The organism is Streptomyces griseoloalbus (assembly GCA_014650015.1).
GTDB classification, from domain to species: domain Bacteria; phylum Actinomycetota; class Actinomycetes; order Streptomycetales; family Streptomycetaceae; genus Streptomyces; species Streptomyces griseoloalbus.
Genome location: BMUD01000008.1, coordinates 237,700 through 256,120, shown reverse-complemented (window position 1 = coordinate 256,120; position 18,421 = coordinate 237,700). Strand labels below are relative to the sequence as shown.

Annotated in this window: 15 protein-coding genes and 1 riboswitch; of the genes, 7 read left to right on the top strand and 8 right to left on the bottom strand. The window is 73.5% G+C overall.

Annotated elements, in window-relative coordinates; genetic code table 11:
* Positions 1-5: 5 nt before the first annotated feature.
* A complete protein-coding gene (locus IE178_RS15040) occupies positions 6-1,079 on the bottom strand; it encodes a WD40 repeat domain-containing protein (protein ID WP_193512602.1) in 1,074 nt (357 codons plus the stop codon).
* Positions 1,076-1,489, bottom strand: coding sequence for a hypothetical protein (locus IE178_RS15035; protein ID WP_193512601.1), 414 nt, complete (start codon positions 1,487-1,489; stop codon positions 1,076-1,078). The genes IE178_RS15040 and IE178_RS15035 overlap by 4 nt, the downstream gene beginning before the upstream one ends.
* Positions 1,490-1,554: 65 nt before the next feature.
* Here IE178_RS15035 and IE178_RS15030 point away from each other — a divergent pair, with 65 nt between their 5' ends.
* The 3 genes from IE178_RS15030 to IE178_RS15020 all read left to right on the top strand — a co-directional run bounded on the left by IE178_RS15030 (position 1,555) and on the right by IE178_RS15020 (position 4,221).
* A complete protein-coding gene (locus IE178_RS15030) occupies positions 1,555-1,851 on the top strand; it encodes a hypothetical protein (protein ID WP_193512600.1) in 297 nt (98 codons plus the stop codon).
* A gap of 326 nt (positions 1,852-2,177) precedes the next feature.
* Positions 2,178-2,867: a peptidoglycan DD-metalloendopeptidase family protein gene (locus IE178_RS15025; protein ID WP_193512599.1), complete on the top strand. Its 690-nt coding sequence runs from the start codon at positions 2,178-2,180 to the stop codon at positions 2,865-2,867.
* A gap of 229 nt (positions 2,868-3,096) precedes the next feature.
* Entirely contained in the window at positions 3,097-4,221 is a 1,125-nt protein-coding gene (locus IE178_RS15020; RefSeq protein ID WP_318280063.1) for a hypothetical protein, read from the top strand.
* A 532-nt stretch (positions 4,222-4,753) separates the two neighbouring features.
* On the opposite strand, the gene IE178_RS15015 is transcribed toward IE178_RS15020, so the two are convergent.
* From IE178_RS15015 to IE178_RS14995, 5 genes are read right to left on the bottom strand one after another with little or no spacing between them, the layout of a single operon-like run.
* Positions 4,754-5,458, bottom strand: a complete 705-nt coding sequence (locus IE178_RS15015; RefSeq protein ID WP_184761574.1) for an ABC transporter ATP-binding protein — start codon at positions 5,456-5,458, stop codon at positions 4,754-4,756.
* Positions 5,451-6,428, bottom strand: coding sequence for an ABC transporter ATP-binding protein (locus IE178_RS15010; protein WP_193512598.1), 978 nt, complete (start codon positions 6,426-6,428; stop codon positions 5,451-5,453). Before IE178_RS15010 ends, IE178_RS15015 begins: the two co-directional genes overlap by 8 nt.
* On the bottom strand, positions 6,425-7,336 hold the full coding sequence (locus tag IE178_RS15005) for an ABC transporter permease (RefSeq protein WP_193512597.1): 912 nt from the start codon (positions 7,334-7,336) through the stop codon (positions 6,425-6,427). The genes IE178_RS15010 and IE178_RS15005 overlap by 4 nt, the downstream gene beginning before the upstream one ends.
* Positions 7,337-7,341: 5 nt before the next feature.
* The gene (locus tag IE178_RS15000) at positions 7,342-8,310 is read right to left on the bottom strand and encodes an ABC transporter permease (RefSeq protein WP_184761577.1); all 969 of its coding nucleotides are present in this window, start codon (positions 8,308-8,310) and stop codon (positions 7,342-7,344) included.
* Between the two features lie 20 nt (positions 8,311-8,330).
* Positions 8,331-9,920 carry an ABC transporter substrate-binding protein gene (locus IE178_RS14995; protein ID WP_193512596.1) on the bottom strand — a complete coding sequence of 530 codons (1,590 nt, stop codon included), beginning with the start codon at positions 9,918-9,920 and terminating at the stop codon, positions 8,331-8,333.
* 202 nt (positions 9,921-10,122) lie between these two features.
* Positions 10,123-10,306, top strand: a riboswitch (cobalamin riboswitch).
* 30 nt (positions 10,307-10,336) lie between these two features.
* Between IE178_RS14995 and IE178_RS14990 the strand changes: the two genes are divergently transcribed.
* The 4 genes from IE178_RS14990 to IE178_RS14975 are packed head-to-tail and all read left to right on the top strand — an operon-like array spanning position 10,337 to position 13,242.
* Entirely contained in the window at positions 10,337-11,047 is a 711-nt protein-coding gene (locus IE178_RS14990; RefSeq protein ID WP_184761579.1) for an energy-coupling factor ABC transporter permease, read from the top strand.
* On the top strand, positions 11,044-11,655 hold the full coding sequence (locus tag IE178_RS35960; protein ID WP_318280062.1) for an energy-coupling factor ABC transporter substrate-binding protein: 612 nt from the start codon (positions 11,044-11,046) through the stop codon (positions 11,653-11,655). The genes IE178_RS14990 and IE178_RS35960 overlap by 4 nt, the downstream gene beginning before the upstream one ends.
* Before the next feature lie 7 nt (positions 11,656-11,662).
* Positions 11,663-12,412 carry a cobalt ECF transporter T component CbiQ gene (gene cbiQ / locus IE178_RS14980; protein ID WP_193512595.1) on the top strand — a complete coding sequence of 250 codons (750 nt, stop codon included), beginning with the start codon at positions 11,663-11,665 and terminating at the stop codon, positions 12,410-12,412.
* Complete coding sequence (locus IE178_RS14975) at positions 12,409-13,242, top strand: energy-coupling factor ABC transporter ATP-binding protein (protein ID WP_193512594.1); 834 nt, start codon at positions 12,409-12,411, stop codon at positions 13,240-13,242. Before cbiQ ends, IE178_RS14975 begins: the two co-directional genes overlap by 4 nt.
* A gap of 18 nt (positions 13,243-13,260) precedes the next feature.
* On the opposite strand, the gene IE178_RS14970 is transcribed toward IE178_RS14975, so the two are convergent.
* On the bottom strand, positions 13,261-18,186 hold the full coding sequence (locus IE178_RS14970) for a DNA repair ATPase (RefSeq protein WP_193512593.1): 4,926 nt from the start codon (positions 18,184-18,186) through the stop codon (positions 13,261-13,263).
* Between the last annotated feature and the right edge of the window lie 235 nt (positions 18,187-18,421).

Sequence of the window (18,421 nt, the reverse complement as noted above, 5' to 3'; positions counted from 1 at the left end):
AGGGCTCACCCCTGGTTGGCTTCGCCGTTGTCGATCACCATGGGGCCGTTCATGGTGCCGACGCCCAGCCAGCGGCCGTTCGGGCTGAACCGCAGCGCCAGCACCTCGTCGGTGGGCACGGTGTACAGCTCGCCGCCGGTGACGTTGAACAGCCGTACGACGTTGTCGATGGAGGCGCTGGCCGCGAGCTTGCCGTTGGGGTGGAACGCGACCTGCGTGACGGCTCCGAAGCTCGCGTCAGCCGGGTCGCCGGGCTTCAGTTTGGGTGCCCGGCCCTTCTCGAGGCCGATGTCGGCGTCCAGGACTCGGGCGAACCCGTCGGAGCCGCCGACCACGGTCCAGTTGCCCTTGGGGTCGAACGCCAGGCAGTTCGGGGCGGTGACCTGGTCATCGACGTCTTCCGGAGTGGGCCACACCTGTTGCCCGCCCTGCGCCTCGAACATCCGGGTGGTGTCGTCCGCGGCACAGCACACCACCTGGCTCCCGTCGGGGCTGAACGCGACGGCGAAGACGGCGTCGTCCGGGGTGAGCCGTCCGATCTCGGTGCCGGCGGCCAGCTCGTACACCCGGGCGGATCCGGCGTGCCGGTGGTTCCCGCCGTGCCGTTCGTCGACGGCCACCGCGATCCGGGTGCCGTCCCGGCTCAGGTCCACGTCGGCGATCAGCGGCGGGTCGACGGTGATCCGCCGCTTGGTCTCCCCGGAGGTCCGATCGAGTACGGCGATCAGGGTGTCGGTGGCCGCGACGACCCGCCCGTCCGGGGCGAACCGCACGCTGTTCACCGAGTTGCCCGGGGCGAGCGGCCCTTGCCAGACGGCCGTGCCGGTGGTGCTGTCCCGCAGGAACACCTGCTCGAAGTCGGCGACGGCGATCTCGCTGCCGTCCGGGCTGAAGGCGATGCCGGTCACGGACCCGTCGACCGTCACTTCCAGCGGCGGCGCCCCGATGCCCACCGGGCGCACCCTGAGACGGGTGTCGCTGCCGCCGCTGGCGAAGCGCTTGTTGTCGGGGCTGAAGGCGACCGCCTGGACCGAGCCCTCCCGTTGGAGGGGCAGTACCACGGTACCGGGCTCGCTCATGACCGGTGCTCCTTCTGCTGTGGCTCGACGGTCCGTTCACGGGTGACAGGAGAATTCCGCCGTCGCGCACGTCGATCGGCTGAGGTGGCCGATTCCGACGGGGACGTCGCGCTGCCCGTGACCAGGTCGGCGTGGAACCGGTTGGCCGGGTCGGACGCGGCCCGGCCGTACTCGATGATGGTCGCCGGCGGAGCCCGGGCCGGCCGGGATCGCATCTGACGGGGCGTCGCGACCCCGTTCTCCACGGTGAGGAAGCGCGCGGGCTGCCCGTTCACTTCGAGGTCACCGCGCATGTACTGCCGGTGTTCGCCGCGTGCGGGAATCGACGGATCGGCGTCGGCGAACACCGCGCGCGTCTCGATTCCGCCACCGCAGCGCAGGTCCGGATATGTACGTTTGCTGCAATTCATCAGCCTAGTCAGGTATGTCGGCACTCGCCACTTCGGCCTGCGGCCACTCGATCACCCCACCGGCCGTGTCCACACTGGCGGGTCTCGCTCGTATGCCCACCGCAGGCGGCAAGCGAGGCCATCTGGTCAACTTCCCCGTGCCCGCGCAGGTTCCCGCCGTGGACTGGCGCGAGACGCTGCGGGAACTGCTGCGCAGCGTCCAGCACATGGAGAACTGGCAGCTCCTGGCTCCGCTCGTGCTCGGCCCGCTGTCCCTGCCCGTCGCGCTGGTGCCGGGCATGGACCTCGGCACAGTCGCGGACCTGATTCCCAACCCGGAGTCGTTCCTGCGCGACCTCCTCAACCCGCACACCGTGTGCTGAGGCGGGTGTGGGGACCGCCGAGGTCGGTGGCGCCGGTGCCGGGCCGGAAACACGTGGGCTCTCGCCCCCCATCGACGGCGCGGGTACTCGGACTTCCGGTGCGGCTCCCGCCGGACGCCGCGATCCTCCCGACGAGACGTTCTGGCACCATTTTCAGCCCCTTGGTCACGCCGGGCACCCCGGCCGTGGCACGCGCGCCCCGCGATGACGCCGGAGTGACGCCGCGCTGACACCGCTCCCGTACCGTCGAAGGCGGGTGACGGATCGCCCCGGTCGGTTCGGGCAGCCCGGAAGCGCCCCGGGACAGCACAGTAGGGAGGACCGCCATGGTCGCTCTGTCCAACGTGCGGTTCGGAAAGCGGAACGAGGACGTACGCATCGTCCAGAAGGCCCTCATCAAGCGGGGCCGCAAGATCCCCGACGGCGCCACCGGCCACTTCGGTGCGCAGACCCGCGCCGCCTACCGCGCCGAGCAACTCGCCCAGGGATTCAAGGGATCCGATGCCGACGGCGTCCCCGGCTGCACCTCCCTGACCACCCTCGGCCGCCTCTCCGGCTTCACGGTGGACTGCAAGGGCGCGGTCGGGCACGCCCCCGCTCCGCGCCCCGGCAAGGGACGTGTGCCGTCGCCCGTGCCCGGCCACAAGGTCACGTTCGGGTTCTTCCAGCGCGGCAATTACGCGTGGCGGCCTGACGGTGTCGGCCGGCACACCGGTCAGGACTTCGCCGCCGGCTCCGGTGACCCCGTGGTCGCCGTACGCGGCGGAAAGATCGCATGGTCGAACGGCAAGGGCGGCGCGTACGGCCAGTGGATCGGGCTGGCCGCGGACAACGGCCACGTCTACACCTACTGCCACCTCTCGGAGCGCCAGGTCAGGACGGGCCAGCGGGTCACCGCCGGACAGCAGCTCGGCAAGGTCGGCACCACGGGCAACTCCACCGGGCCGCATCTGCACTTCGAGATGTCGAAGGGCTCCAGCTGGGCGTACGGCAACGTCGCGAAGCCCAGCTGGTGAGCGAGCGAAGGCGTTCGGGCCACGGCCCGGAAGTACTCCACCGCCGCCACCGCGCCGATGGCGTCGCCGGCCGTCCTCGCCGCCGGCCGGGCCGCGCGCCGCTCCTCGCCGCCGCGACAGCCGTGTCCGGTGCGCTGTTGCTCGGCTCAGCCTCGGGGCGGGGGGTAGGTCATGCGGGGCCGGGTGCTCCGACCGGTCCTGGTGCGGCGTACAACCGTTTGGCGTGTTGATGGGTCTCTTCAGCGACCGCTCTGGTCGCATTTACGAGGAGACCGTCATTCCCGCCATACGCAAGACCCTCACCGCCACCGCCATCGCCACCGCGGTCCTGGCAGGCTCCGCCGCCTGCGGCACCGTGGAGAACCTGTCCGCCGGCCAGAAGCTCGACCGGGCCTTCGACCAGCTCGGGAAGGAGAACTCGCTCTCCTTCGAGCTGGACCTGGACACCGACGCCGCGACGCTGAAGGCCATGGACGCCCAGGCGGAGTCCGACGAGAAGATGTCCGACGAGATCGCCGAGCTGCTCAGCGGCACCCGGATCTCCTTCTCCGTGCAGTCCGAGAAGCCGCTCGAGAAGTCGGGCGAGAAGGACTTCAGCGCCATGGCGATGAAGGTCAGCGGCCCCGACGGTGATCTGATCGAGTACCGGCTGGTCGGCGACTACACCTACGTCCGCGCCGACGTGGACGCGATCGGGCAGGTGGCGGGCGCCCCCATGCCGTCCGCCGACGAACTGCCCGACAGCGCCGGGGCGTTCAAGAAGCTTCTCGGCGGCGAATGGATCAAGGTCTCGACGAAGGAGCTGAAGGAGGCCGGCGGGGGGCCGGCTGGGGCGCCTGCGGCCGGGGAGGAGGAGCCCGCCGCGGAGCCCACGCTCGACGCCAAGACGCAGAAGAAGATCACCAAGGCGCTTCGGCAGGTCATCGCCCAGGAGGTCGACTTCGCGACCTCCGGCGGGTCCGACGGCACCGAGCACATCAAGGCCACGGCTCCCTTCCGCACGCTGCTGACCGAGCTGTTCGACGAGCTCCGCCCGCTGGCGGACGAACTGCCGACGGGAGCCGAGCTGCCGACGGCCAAGGACTTCAAGGACGCACCGAACGAGAAGGTCACGGCCGACTTCACGCTGAAGAACGGCGAGCTGACCGAGGTGTCCCTGGACCTTGCCAAGCTCGCGGAGAACGCGAAGGTCAAGAAGTTCGCGCTGGTGCTGCGCATGGGCAAGGGCGAGAAGGCCACGGCTCCGGCGGGAGCCACCGAGGTGCGCATCGACGAACTCCTGGAGGGCTTCCTCGGCGGCGCACCGGACGAGGCGTTCCTGGACGAGACATCTTCGCAGGCTCCGCAGGTCTGACGCCCGGCGTCCGTCGGGCGGCCGGCGTCCGTCGGGCGGCCGGCGTCCGTCGGGCGGCCGGCACATCGAGGTCGGCGGCCCGTCCCGTGCCGAGGCCGAGGACGAGGTACCGGTGGCCGCCGGTCCGGCCGCCCGCTGACACATGGAGGCGATGCGGATCCACTGGTGCTGGCCGCCGGTACCGCCCTGGTGGGCGCGATGGCGACCGATGCGTGGCAGCAGGCGCGTACCTCGGCGGTCGAGTTGGGGCGGCGTGTGCACCCCGAGCGGGTCCCGGCCGTCGAGGCGGAACCGGCCGAGGTGCGCGAGGAGGTGCTGACGGCGCGCGAGGCCGACGACGCGATGCCGAGTACGGGCTCGCCCAGGACTGGCAGCGCAAGCTCCAGCGGCTGGTCCGCGACCAGCCGGAGCCGGCACGGGAGCTGCGACGCGCGCCGGACCAGGAGCTGGCTCCGTTGCTGCCGCACCGCAACGGTCCGTCGGGCCCCGGCACGGTGTCGACGGCGACGGCCGGGGACAACTCCACCGTCATTCAGGGGCGCGACATCCGCTTCGGCTGAGGACGAGCCGCCCCCGTCGGCGCGGACGTCACCGTGTCCCAGTGGACCGTGCGGTCGCACCAGCGGTGCAGCAGGGTCTGGTCGTGGCCCACGGCCAGCAGGCCCGCGCCCGTCGACGCGCGATAGTCCTCGACGACCGCGACCAGCGCGGCCGTGGTGGAGGCGTCCAGCATGGCGGTCATCTCGTCGCAGATCAGCCAGCGGGGGCGCAGCACCAGCGCGCGGGCGAGGCAGGCGCGCTGGAGCTGGCCGTCGCTGACCTCGTGGGGGCGGCGGGTGAGCAGGTCGGGGGTCAGGCCGACGGTTCCGGCCAGCTCGGCCACGCGTTCCGGCACGGCCTCGCGCCGGCCCGTCGCGCGCAGGGGTTCGGCGATCAGGTCGGTGAGACGCAGCCGTGGGTCGGCGGAGAGGCGGGGCTGCTGGAAGACGACGCCGAAGGCGGTGCGCTTCTCGCGCGGGGCGCGGTGGCGCCAGCGGCGTACGGGGGTGCCGTCGAGGAGGAGGGTTCCGGCGTCGGGGCGGTGCAGGAGGGCGGCGACCCTCGCGAGGGTGGACTTGCCGCAGCCGCTGGGGCCGAGCAGGCCGACGGCCTCGCCGGGGGCGACGGTGAGGGAGGCGTCGCGTACGGCGGGGGCGCGCCGGTCGTAGCCGGCGGTGATGGCGCGCAGTTCAAGCACGGATGTCCTCCGAGGTGACGGCCGGGACCGGGTGGTGGCAGGCGACCGACCCGGTGAGGAGCGGGAGCGTCGTGCACGCCCCGGTGGTCCGCTCGCAGCGGGGGGCGAAGGCACAGCCGTCGGGGAGGTCGCCGAGTTCGGGGGGCAGTCCCGGAATGGGGGTGAAGGCCCGGTCGGGAAGTGCCTCCAGCAGGCCACGGCTGTAGGGGTGGCGGGGGCCCTGGGCGCCGAAGAAGGCCTGTGCGTCGGCGAGTTCGACGATCCGGCCCGCGTACATGACCGCCACCCGGTCGGCGACGCGTTCGGCCGCCGCAAGGTCGTGGGTGATCATCAGCAGCGCCCGGTCGCCGTCGGCGTCGACGTGGCGGCGCAGTTCGTCGACGGTGCGGTCCACCAGGTCGCGGTCCAGGCCGGTGGTGGGTTCGTCGGCGAGCAGCAGGGGTGCCCCGCCGACCAGGGCGAGGGCGGTGGCGGCGCGCTGGGCGAGGCCGCCGGAGAGTTCGTGCGGGTGGCGGTCGAGGTGGTCCGGCGGGAACGCGGCGCGTTCGGCGGCCTGTTCGGCGGCCTCGCGCAGGGCCGCCCGGCCCCGTACGCCCCTCAGTTCGGCGACCGTCTCCTCCAGTTGGGAGCGGATGGTGCGTACGGGGGTGAGGTGGGCGGCGGGGCTCTGCGGGACGAGGCCGATCCTGCGGCCCCGTACGGTGCGGGCGAGGGTGCGTTCGTCTGCGGTGAGCAGGTCGAGGTCGCCGAGCAGGGCACGTCCGGCGGTCTGGGCGTTGGCCGGGAGCAGGCCGAGCAGGGCGGAGGCGAGGACGGACTTGCCGCAACCGCTCTCGCCGATCAGGGCGAGGCACTCGCCGGGCGCCACGTCGAAGTGCGCGTCGGTGACGGCGGCGATCCGGCGCCCGCCGGGCAGCAGGAACCGCACCGACAGGCCGCGTACCGACAGGACGGGGGGTCGCTCGGTCACAGCATGAGCTCCGATCGGCGGCGGGGACTGATCCGTTCCCGCCAGACACCGGCGAGACCGGCGAGGGCGAGGGTGGGGATGATCAGGAAGAGGCCGGGGAAGAGCGTCGGCCACCACTGTCCGGCGAGCAGGGAGCCGCGGGCGCTCTGGATGAGGGTGCCCAGGCTGGCCGTGTGGGCGGGCAGGCCGAGGCCGAGGAAGGACAGCGCCGACTCGTGCCACATGGCGTGCGGCACCATCAGCACGGCGGCGAGACCGGCCTGGGGCAGTACGCCGGGCAGCAGGTGCCGTACCGTCACCCGCCACCGGGAGGCGCCGCCGGAGACGGCCGCGTCGATGTGGGGGCGGGAGCGCAGCGAGAGCACCTCGGCGCGGACGATCCGGGCGGTGGACAGCCAGTGGGTGAGGCCGACGGAGACCACCACCGGCCATACGCCCGGCCGGAACATGGCGACGATGAAGACGCCGAGCAGCAGATGCGGGACGGAGGCGAGGGTGTCGACGAGGCGCATGACCGCACGGTCGGCCCAGCCGCCGAGCGCGCCGGCGGTGGCGCCGACGGCGGTGCCGATCACGGTGGCGGTGAGCGCGGCCACCACGCCGACGAGCAGGGAGACCCGCAGGCCGTAGACGCAGCGCAGCAGCAGGTCGCGGCCCACGTCGTCGGTGCCGAAGGGGTGGGCCCAACCGGGCGGTTCGAGCTTGGCGGCCAGGTCGACGGCCTGCTGGTCGAGCTGGACCAGCGGGGGGACGAGGAGGACCGCGAGGACGGTCACCGCGACCAGGGCGGCACTGACGCGCAGCCGGAGGGTGTGGGTGGAGCGGCGGGCGGTGCCGTGCGAGCGCCACGCCGTCGGGGCCGCCGCGGGCTCGGCCGGGTTCGCCTTCTCGACGGTGCCGTCAGCCATGAAAGTCACATCTCATTCAGCTTCACCCTCGGGTCGATCAGTCCGTAGAGCAGGTCGGCGAGCAGGTTTCCGGCGAGTACGGCGGCGGTGGCGAGGGTGGTCAGCGCGGCCAGCAGCGGGAAGTCGACGGCGGTGGCCGCCTCCACGGTGGCCGCGGCGATGCCCGGCCAGCTGAAGACGCTCTCCACCAGCAGGGCGCCGGTGATGAGTTCGGGGACGCGGGAGCCGATCAGGGTGAGGACGGGCAGCAGTCCGGAGCGCAGGGCGTGGCCGAGCAGGACGGTGCGTTCGCTCAGACCGCGGGACCTGGCCCCGCGCACCGGGTCCTCGGCGAGGGCGTCGCCCACGCCCTGACGGACGTAGAGGGTGAACCAGGGCAGTTGGGAGACGGCGAGGACGCCGGCGGGCAGGACCAGATGACTCGCGACCTGTCCGGCGGTGACGTGTTCGCTGCCGGTGTCGGTGAGGCCGCCGGCCGGGAGGACGTCGAGGTTCAGGGCGAACAGCCAGATGGCGAGCAGGGCGATCCAGAAGACCGGCGCCGCCTCCAGCGAGTACGCGAGGGAGGTGACCGTGCGGTCGAGGAGCGAGCCGGGACGGCGGGCCGCGAGCACGCCGAGCACCGTGCCGAGCAGGACGGCGACGGCGAACGCGACGGCGCACAGCAGCGCCGACCACACCAGGCGTTCGCCGATGACCTCCGCGACCGGCTGGCGCATGACGGTGGACCGGCCGAAGTCGCCGCCGAGCGCGGAGGTCAGCCAGTCCCACCAGCGGACGGCGAACGGCCGGTCCACGCCGAGGTTGTCGCGCAGCCGGTCCAGGGTCTCCTGGTCGGCGCCGAGCGCGGCGGTGCCGGCGTAGGCCTTGACGGGGTCGAAGGGGGAGGCGGCGGCGACGGCGAACACGCCGAAGGTGACGACGAGGAGGACGGGCACGGCGAACAGGGCCCGCCGTGCCGTCAGTCGTGCCATCGCTCCCCAGGGCAGGGGGGTCATGCGCCGGGCTGCCAGTCCTCGACGTTCCACCAGGGGCCGCTGGCGAAGCCGTGCTCGTGCGGTTCCGTCTGGGTGGTCAGCCCGTTCCAGCGGTCGGCGAGGACGTAGACGTGGTCGATGTGGGTGAGGAAGGTGTAGCCGGGGTCCTCGACGAGTTCGCGCTGGAGGGCGTCGTAGGCGGCCTTGCGGGCCTTGGTGTCCGGGTTCCGCCGGCCGGCGTCGAGCGCCTTGTCGACGGCCGGGTTGTCGTAGCGGGCCATGTTGTTGAAGCCGTCCCCGGCCAGGGAGGAGTGCAGCAGGGTGTAGAGGCCGAAGTCGGGGTCGCCGGTGCTGCCGAACCCGGCGAGCACGGCGTCGTGCTTCATCCGGGGTTCGATGACCTCCCAGGTGGCGCTCTCCACCCTGACGTCGATGCCGGCCTTCTTGGCGTCGGAGGCGTAGGCGAGGGCGTGGTCCTGGCGGACCTTGTCGCCCGAGGGGTAGTACAGGGTGAACCGGGCGGGCCGGCCGTCCTTGGCGCGGATGCCGTCCTCGCCGGGCTTCCAGCCGGCCTCGTCGAGGATGCTCTTGGCCTCGGTGAGGTCCTGGGGGCGTTCGACGTCCTTCGCGAACCAGGGGTCGTCGAGGGGCAGCGGGCCGTAGGCGGGGCGGCCGGCTCCGTCGAGGATCCTGTCGACCATGGCCTCGCGGTCCACGGCGAGGTCCAGGGCGCGTCGGATCGCGGTGTCGCCGGTGACCGGGTTCGCGGTGGGCAGGGTGACGGCGCGGAAGTCGTAGGAGGTCGCCTCGTAGGTCTTCTTGCCGTCGTCGCTCGCGAAGGTGGCGGCGAGGTTGGGCGGGAGGGTCGCTCCGTCGAGGTCTCCGGAGCGCAGCCGGGTGGCGCGGACGTCGTCGTCGGCGATGATCGCCATGGTGAGCTTTTTCACCTTCGGCGCGCCGCCCCAGTAGTCCGGATTGGCCTTGAAGGTGAGTTTCTCGCCCTTGCTCCAGTCGGTGAGGACGTACGGTCCGGTGCCGATCGGCTCGGTGTTGAAGGAGCCGGTGTTGGGGTCCTGCTCACCGGCGATGTGCTCGGGGACGACGGGCAGGACCGTGCGGGCGGCGAAGGCCGCGTAGGGGTGGTCGAGGGTGAAGACGACCTTGTCGTCGCCGTCCGCCCGCACCTCCTTGATGACCTCCAGTTCGCTCCTGGCGGTGTTGTTCGTCCCCTCGTCCAGCACGGTGCGGTACGTGAAGACCACGTCGCCGGCGGTGAGCGGCTCGCCGTCGCTGAACGTCACGCCCTCGCGCAGGGTGTACGTGTAGGTGCGGCCGCCGTCGGTGACCTCGGGGAGCTCCTTCGCCAGCGCGGGCTTCAGCCGCAGACGGGCGTCCCGGGCGAGGAGGCCGTCGAAGATCTTGGAGTTGCCGTCCTTGCCGTAGCCGAGCAGCGGGCTGAGGGTGTCCGGTTCGGCAGGGACCCCGATCACCACGGAATCGGCGGACGCGCCGCCGTCCCCGCCACCGCCGCCCGGCGCCGAGCAGGCGGCGACGGCGCCGGCCATGGCCACCGCGGCGGCGGCACCCCGTATGCGTCGGGTCGTCATCGAACCTCACACCCCTGTTGCCTTGTAATCGTTGTTGCATATTAAATGCAGCAAGGCTCTACCCAAGACGGCCACCCCTCAGTCCACCGCGTCGACGCGAGGCGCCGTCCGTGTCAAGTGCGCAGGTCTGCGCCGGCGTGCGAGCCGCCGGGCGCCGTCCGCGCGCCCCCTGTGGCCGCTTGTCACCGGACCGGAACGGGCACTACTGTCGCCACGCCTTGGTGACGGGAAATCGGTGCGATACCGGTGCGGCCCTCGCCACTGTGATCGGGAAGTCCGGCTCCAGTCCTCACGGACAGCCACTGGGTCCCCCCGGGACCCGGGAAGGCGGAGCACGGGCGGTGGTACCCGTCAGCCAGGAGACCGGCCAAGGCGCGTCAACCATCCACGAGGTGCTGGAGAGGGTCTGCTGAGCCATGCACATTGCCGAGGGTTTTCTGCCACCGGCGCACGCGGTCGCCTGGGGCGTCGCGTCGGCGCCGTTCGTCGTCCACGGAGCCCGGTCGCTCATCCGTGAAGTCAGGGAACATCCCGAGAGCACGCTGCTGCTCGGCGCCTCGGGAGCGTTCACGTTCGTGCTGTCCGCACTGAAACTGCCGTCGGTCACCGGGAGTTGCTCCCACCCCACCGGCACCGGTCTGGGCGCCATCCTGTTCCGGCCGCCCGTCATGGCGGTGCTGGGCACCATCACCCTGCTGTTCCAGGCCCTGCTGCTCGCCCACGGCGGGCTGACCACACTGGGCGCCAACGTCTTCTCGATGGCGATCGCCGGTCCGTGGGCCGGGTACGGCGTCTACCGGCTGCTGCGCCGGTACGACGTGCCGCTGATGGTCGCGGTGTTCTTCGGCGCGTTCGTCGCCGACCTGGCGACCTACTGCGTGACGAGCGTGCAGCTGGCGCTCGCCTTCCCCGACCCGGTCAGCGGCTTCCCGGGCGCGCTCGGCAAGTTCGGGTCCATCTTCGCCGTCACGCAGATCCCGCTCGCGGTGAGCGAGGGGCTGCTGACCGTGCTGGTGATGCGCATGCTGGTGCAGTCGAGCAAGGGGGAGCTGACCCGGCTCGGGGTGCTGGTGACCTCGGCGGCCGGGCGGAAGACGGGCGACTCGGCCGGGGCGGTGGCCCGATGAGCCGTAACGCCAGGATCAACACCCTGCTGCTGGTGCTCGTGGCCGCGCTCGCGGTGCTGCCGCTCGCGCTCGGGCTCGGCGACCACAAGGAGGAGCCGTTCGCCGGCGCGGACGCCGAGGCGGAGACCGCGATCACCGAGATCGACCCGGACTACGAGCCGTGGTTCTCGCCGCTGTACGAACCGCCGTCCGGCGAGATCGAGTCGGCGCTGTTCGCCCTCCAGGCGGCGATCGGCGCGGGCGTCCTCGCGTACTACTTCGGGCTGCGGCGCGGACGGCGGCAGGGCGAGGCACGGGCGCTGACGCGGGTGCGGGTGCGGTCGGAGGCCGACCCGGGTCCGGGCGACGGTGCCGGTGCCGCTGCCGCTGATGCCGGTGCCGGTGCCGCTGGTGCCGGTGCCGGTGCCGCTGCCGCTGATGGCGGTTCCGACGGCGGGGCGGGCGGCACGGCGGGGCGGGACGCTGTCGGCGAACCGGCCGCCGCACGCGACGGCGACGGCGGCCCCGCGACCTCACGGGCCGGCGACGGCACCGCGGCCGGAGTGCGGGCCGGTGCCGACGCCGACGCCGGTGGGAGCGGCGAGGCCGCGTCCCGGCGGCGGGACTGACCGGCCCGTGCTGCCGATCGACGCGGCGGCGCACAGCAGTCGCTGGCGCCGCCGTCACCCCGTGGACAAGGCCGTGCTGGGGCTCGGTCTCACCGTGCTCGCGATCTCACTGCCGCCCTGGCCGGGCGCGGCCCTGGTGCTGGTGACCGCGCTCGCGGTGCTGCTCGGCCCGGCGGGGGTGCCGGGGCGGCGGCTGTGGCGCGCCTACCGGGTGCCGCTGGGCTTCTGCGTCACCGGGGCGCTCCCGCTGCTGGTGCAGGTGGGCGGGCCGGACGGCTTCGTGTCCCCGGCCGCCGACGGGCCGCTGCGCGCCGGGGAGTTGCTGCTGCGCACCTCGGCGGCCTCCCTCGGCGTGCTGCTGTTCGCGTTCACCACCCCGATGTCCGATCTGCTGCCCCGCCTGGTCCGCGCCGGGGTGCCCGCCCCGCTCGTGGACGTGGCCCTGGTGACGTACCGCATGAGCTTTCTGCTGCTCGACTCGGTGCGCCGGATCCGGGAGGCGCAGGCGGCCCGGCTCGGGCACACCACCCGGGCGGCGACGTGGCGTTCGCTCGGCGGGCTCGGCGCGACCGCGTTCGTCCGGTCCTTCGACCGGGCGGCGCGGCTGCAGACCGGGCTCGCCGGACGGGGCTACGACGGCACCCTGCGCGTCCTGGTGCCCGAGGCCCGTGTCTCCGTCCGCTTCACGGCCGGGAGCCTGGCACTCCTGGCGGCGCTGGTCGCCCTCACCGTCGTACTGGAAAGGCCACTGTCGTGAACGAGCCCGTGCCGGTCGCCCTGCGGGGCGTGTCCTTCGCCTACGAGGACGGCCCGCCCGTGCTCACCGGCCTCGACTTCGCGGTGCGCGAGGGACGGGCGCTGGCCCTGCTCGGGCGCAACGGCAGCGGCAAGACGACGCTGATGCGGCTGCTGAGCGGCGGACTGCGTCCCGACGGCGGTGAGTTGACCGTCGAGGGGCGGGCGGTGCGCTACGACCGCAAGGGGCTGACGGCGCTGCGGACCACGGTGCAGCTGGTGGTGCAGGACCCGGACGACCAGTTGTTCGCCGCGTCCGTCGGGCAGGACGTGTCGTTCGGGCCGCTGAACCTCGGCCTGTCCGACACCGAGGTGCGCGCCCGGGTGACGGAGGCACTGGCCGCGCTGGACATCACCGCGCTCGCCGACCGGCCCACGCATCTGCTGTCCTACGGGCAGCGCAAGCGGACGGCGATCGCGGGCGCGGTCGCGATGCGGCCCCGCGTGCTGATCCTGGACGAGCCGACGGCGGGCCTGGACCCCGACGGCCAGGAACGCCTGCTGGCGACGCTGGACGGCCTGCGCGACAACGGCACGACGGTCGTCATGGCCACCCACGACGTGGACCTGGCCCTGCGCTGGGCCGACGACGCGGCCCTGCTCACCCCGTCGGGCGCGCACACCGGGCCGGCGGCCGACATGCTGGCCCGTACGGATCTCCTCGCGGCGGCCGGACTGCGGCTGCCGTGGGGCGTGGCGGTGGCCCGGCTGCTGCGGGAACGCGGGTGGCTGGCGGGCGACACCGCCGGTCCGCGGACGGCGGAGGAGCTGGCGGCGCTGCGCGTGCCGTGACGGACCGGGCGGGACGGCTCAGGTGCTGTCCCCCGGATCGGTCACCGGCCGGCGGGGGCCGGAGGCGCGGCTGATGGCGGATTCGACGGCGGCGATGCGGTCGCCGAGGAGAGCCAGGGCGGCCACCGCGCGGGTCAGGGCGTCCTGGTCCGGTCCGCCCGGGGTGAGGGTGCGGACGTGGGCGGACTTCAGGTCGCTCCAGCGGGCCGCCTGGGCGGCGGTGAGCGTGCCGCGCAGTTCGCCCAGCTTCAGCAGGCTCGCCTCGGCGCCGCTGGTGAGGGTCTGGGCCTCGGCCGTGTAGTGGTCGTCGACGACGGCGGTCAGCTCGGCGTCGTTCATGACGGGCTGGATCCGCTGGGCGATCTTGTTCATGGTGCGGTAGGAGCCCTGGAGCCTGAACGGCGGCTCGGTGCGGGCGTCGTCGGACTGGGCGGCGGAGGCGATGTAGGCCGCGTTGACGGCGAGGACCGTGCGGCGGGCGGTGAGCAGATGGCGCAGTACGGCCAGGACGCGGTCCAGTTCGGTGGGGGCGTAGGGGTGGGTGAGCCGGTCGGGGCGGGCCGTGGGGTCGTCGCCGGCGAGGCGGATCAGCAGCTCCAGGTCGGCGCGGTCGCGTCCGGCGAGCGGGGCGAGCACCGGGTTCGCGGTGAGCGCGTTCTCCACGAAGCTCAGCGCGAAGACGTCCTCCTTGCCGGTGAGGACGTCGCCGAGGTTCCACACGTCCGCGCGGTTGGCCAGCATGTCGGGCACCCGGAAGACCTCGCCGGACTCGGTGTAGGGGTTGCCGGCCATGCAGACGGCGAAGCGCTTGCCGCGCAGGTCGTAGGTGCGCGGCTCACCCTCCCACACCCCCTCCATCCGGCGCGTGGCGTCGCACAGCGGGATGAACTTCTGCAGGAGTTCGGGCGAGGTGTGCTGGATGTCGTCGAGGTACAGGAGGGTGTTGCTGCCGGCGGCCAGCGCGAAGTTGATCTTCTCGACCTCCTGGCGGGCGGTGGCGTTCGGCGCCTCGGCGGGGTCGAGTGAGGTGACCGCGTGGCCGAGCGCCGGACCGCTGATCCGCACCAGGACCAGGCCGAGCCGGTGGGCCACGTACTCCATGAGGGTCGTCTTGCCGTAGCCGGGCGGGGAGACGAGCAGCAGCAGGCCGCCGGTGCCGGTGCGGCCGGACTCGCCCGTGGTGCCGAGCTGTTTGGCGAGGCTGTCCCCGACCAGGGGGAGGTAGACCTCGTCGACCAGGCGGTTGCGGACGAACGACGCCATCACGCGCGGCCGGTGGTCGTCCAGGCGCAGCCGGGTGCGCTCGGCGGTCACCAGGGCGGCGCGGCGGCGCTGGAAGGCGCGGAAGGCGGGTACGTCGCGCTCCCTGAACTCCTCGGTGCGGGCGAGGAACTCGTCCAGGCGGAGGGTGAGGCGGCGGTCGGTGATCCGGGGGTGGGTGCCGAGCAGCCCCTCCACCGTGGCGGTCAGGGGTGCGTCCGACGCGTGGCGGGGCACGTTCGGGCAGAGCTCGGCGGCGACGGCCTCGGCGAGGTCACCGGCGCTCGCCGGGTCGCCGGTGGCGGTGGTGTACGCGGTCAGCCAGGCCTCGACCAGCTGGCGGCGTGCGGTGAGATCGCCGAGGGCGGGGAGGTCGTCGTCGTAGGTCTCGGTCGCGACCGTGCGGCGGAACGTGTCGAGCAGGGTGCGGGCCCGGGCGCTGATCACGAAGCCCTCGGGGCCGGTGGTCAGCTCGTCGAAGAGGTACGCGGCGCAGGCTTCCGGGCGGACGGTGGCGTCCTCGTCCCAGTCGCGCACGGCCCGGGCGAGTTCCGTGCGCAGGGCGTCCAGCGCGGGCGGCGGGCCGAAGGCGTCACGGACCCGGGCCAGGGAGCGGGCACGGCGGGTGAGGTCCGCGCGCTCCTCCGCCGTGGTGCCGTGCGCCCAGTACAGCAGCGCGTGGGCGCGGGCGGCGGACGCGTGGCGCAGCGGTCCGGCGCCGTCGTACAGGGGCAGGACGGCGGTGAGGACCGCGGTGGCGTCGTGGTCGTGGACGCCTCGCTCGTACCCCTCGTCGTACGCCTCCTCGGCGGCCCGGCGGACCAGCGCGGCGAGGTCGCCGGCGCCGGTCAGCGCGTCGGGGCCGGGCTCGTGCAGCAGGCGGGCGGCGAGGTGTTCGGCGCGGTAGACCTCGGGCGACTCGGACGGCAGGTGCCGGCTCCACAGCGGGCGGTCGGCCAGCAGGCCGGGGTCGGTGACGGGGGCGCGGTAGTCGGTGCCGGTGAGGGCGACGGCGAGTCCGTCGCCGTGCGGGACGACGGTGAGGTCGAAGGGCTGGGTGGTGACGGCGAACCGGTGGCCGCCGAGGCGCAGGGTGCGTCCGCCGTCCGCGTAGAGGTCGCCGCGGTCGCGCAGGGCGCGGTCGGCCTCCTGCCGGGCTGAGCGCAGCCGTCCGTCGAGTTCCTCCGCCCGCACCCGGTCGCCGAGTCCGCGCAGTTCGTCGGCGGTGCGGCGGACCTTGGCGACCAGCGGGTCGGAGGCGAAGTAGGTGCTCACCGCGTCGGCGTCGGCGAGCGCGGCGGAGCGCCGGGCGATCGTCTCCAGCACGCGCACGGCGGACAGGGCGAGTTGTTCGGCGCGGCGGGCGCGGGCGTCGGTGAGGCTCTGTTTGCGGGCGGCGAACGCCTCGTAGATCCGCGTGCGTTGGGCGGCGAGCTCGCCGAGGACGTCGTCGAACTCCGCGAAACGGGATTCCAGGGTCTCCAACTGCGCCAGTGCGCGACTCAGTTGGTCGTCGCAGGCCTCGGGGTCGCCCGCCGCTGCGAGGGCGCCGGTGACGGTCTGGCCGAGCAGGGCGAGCTCGGCGGCGAACCCGGCGCGCGCCTCCCGGTCGAGGAGGCCGCGGCGGCGGGTGTCGAGGACGGCGCGGGCGCGGTTGACGCCGCCGAGGGCCTCGGCGATGCGCTCCAGGACGGTCGTGCGGACCGTTGCGTCGGCGATGTCGAGCCCGCCGGCCACTTCGGTCACCGTGCGCAGTCCGTCGGCGAGTTCGTCCAGCCGGGCGGCGACCGGGGCGGCCTCGGCAGTGGTGGTGATCGACTCGGCGTCGGCGACGAGCCGTTCGACGTCCGCGTGATGGGCGGCGAAGGCGTCCTCGCGGGCCAGGAAGGCGACCGCGCGCTGCCCGAAGGAGGCGAGGTCCGTCCCCGCCTCCGCGGCCAGCGCGTCGATGCGGGCGTGATCGGCGTACCGCAGGTCCTTCAGGGTCAGCAGATGGCCCTGGGCGTGGCGCAGTTCGGTCAGGCCGGTGACCCAGGCGGCGGCCTCGCGGGGCTGCTCGCCGCGCAGCCGGCGCACCACCGAGGCGATCCGGTCCGCCGTCTCGTCGAGCGCCTGGGCGGCCCGGCGGGTGAGGTCCCGTACGGTCTCGAACTCGGCCAGCACCTGTTCGGCGGTGGCGCGCATCCGTGCCAAGGGGGCGCGCAGGTCACCGAGTTCGGCCTCCCCCAGCCAGTGGTGGGTGTCCAGGGCGCGGACGCAGGCGGCCGTCAGGGTCCGGTACCTCTCGGCCGTCGCGGTGGTCTCGGCGGCCGAGCGGGCCAGGGAGAGGCAGTCGGAGATGCCCCGCACCAGGTCGGCGTTGCCGATCCGGGCCAGCCGGCCCTCGCCGGCGGGCGTGGCGGCGGCGTGGGTGTCGGAGACGTAGGGCGAGTGCCAGAGCTGGAGCGGGTGGACGCGGGCGGGTTCGTCGGCGTCGGGGCGCAGCAGGGCGAGCAGTCCGTCGTCGAACAGTGCCCAGCCGTGGCAGGTCAGCGGGGTGGCGACCGTCTCGTGGATCTGGTTGTACGACAGCAGCAGCCCGCGTCCGCGCCCGGGCGCGTGGAAGGCGTACAGCACGTCCTCGCCGTGCGGCGAGCGCACCTCGCGGGCGAACTCCATGCCGGTGGTGTCGAGTTCGTACGTCTTGTGGCTGCCGGTGGCGAGGCAGTAGCCGCCGGGGAAGATGATGCCCTGGTCCTCGGGCAGCCGGCGGCAGCCCTGTCCGATGCCGTCGAGGCGGACGACGGCCCGGGTGACGGTGTGGAAGACCAGGTAGCGGTGCGCGGTCTCCTTGTAGGGGAGGATGCGCAGGAGGATCAGGGGGCCGACGCGGGCGTGGGCGATCTCGGCGTCGGCGAGGGACTGCAGGGGCTCGTCGACCGGTTCGGTGTGGATGCCGTCGGGGGTGCCGGTGTCGTTGTCGGTCCTGACGGTGAGGGTGCCGCCGAGGGTGTCGACGAAGACCTCGCCCCGGACGGAGACGTGCGGGTGGCGGCCGAGGACGTGGTCCTCGCGGGTGGTGTGCGTCCAGTCGATGTCGTCGGGCGGGGCGATCGCGTGGTCGCGGTCGCCGCGGGCGTCCAGGAAGGCGGCCCGGCCGTCCTCGGACACCGACCAGCGCAGGACGCGGATGTCGCCGGCCTTCTCGCCGGTCTGGAACACGGCGAGCAGCTTGCCGTCGACGCGGCGCAGCCGCAGCAGGCGTGCCTGGCGGTAGTAGCGGTGCAGGGCGGCGAACTCCCGTACGAAGGCGGGGTCGTCGAGCAGTCCGGGTACGGCGTGGTCGGGCAGCCGGTTCAGGTCGCGGTCGTGCGCCGCGAGGACGTCGCCGACCCCGGTGTCCGCGTCCGGCCGGGGCCGGACCTGGTAGCCGAAGAGGAGGACGTCGCCCACGGCGACGATGTCGCGGGGCACGGCGGTGCGGTCGGTGCGCAGCCGCTCGGTGCCGGTCAGGCGCAGTTCGGGGGCGCCGAACTGCGCGGCCCGCAGCCGGTTCAACGCCTCGGCCCGGCGCGCGAGTTCGGTGGCCTGGGCGGAGAGGCGGTCGCGCAGCACCTGGTAGGCGCCGGCGTCCACCGTCTCGTCGCCGGTGCCGGGCGTCTCGCGCGGGTCCGTGTCGGCGGGCTCGTGGGTGCCGGTGGTCATGGCTGCCTCTCGGGACCGGTGGTCATGGGCGTCTCGCGGGCCGGTGGTGACCGGTGCTTGTCGGCCCCGGTAGTGACCGGTGCCTCGCGGGACCGGGGGTCATCGGTGCTTGTCGGCCCCGGTAGTGACCGGTGCCTCGCGGGACCGGGGTCATCGGTGCTTGTCGGCCCCGGTGGTGACCGGTGCCTCGCGGGACCGGGGGTCGTCGGGGCCCGGTCATGGAGGGAGTGGCCGG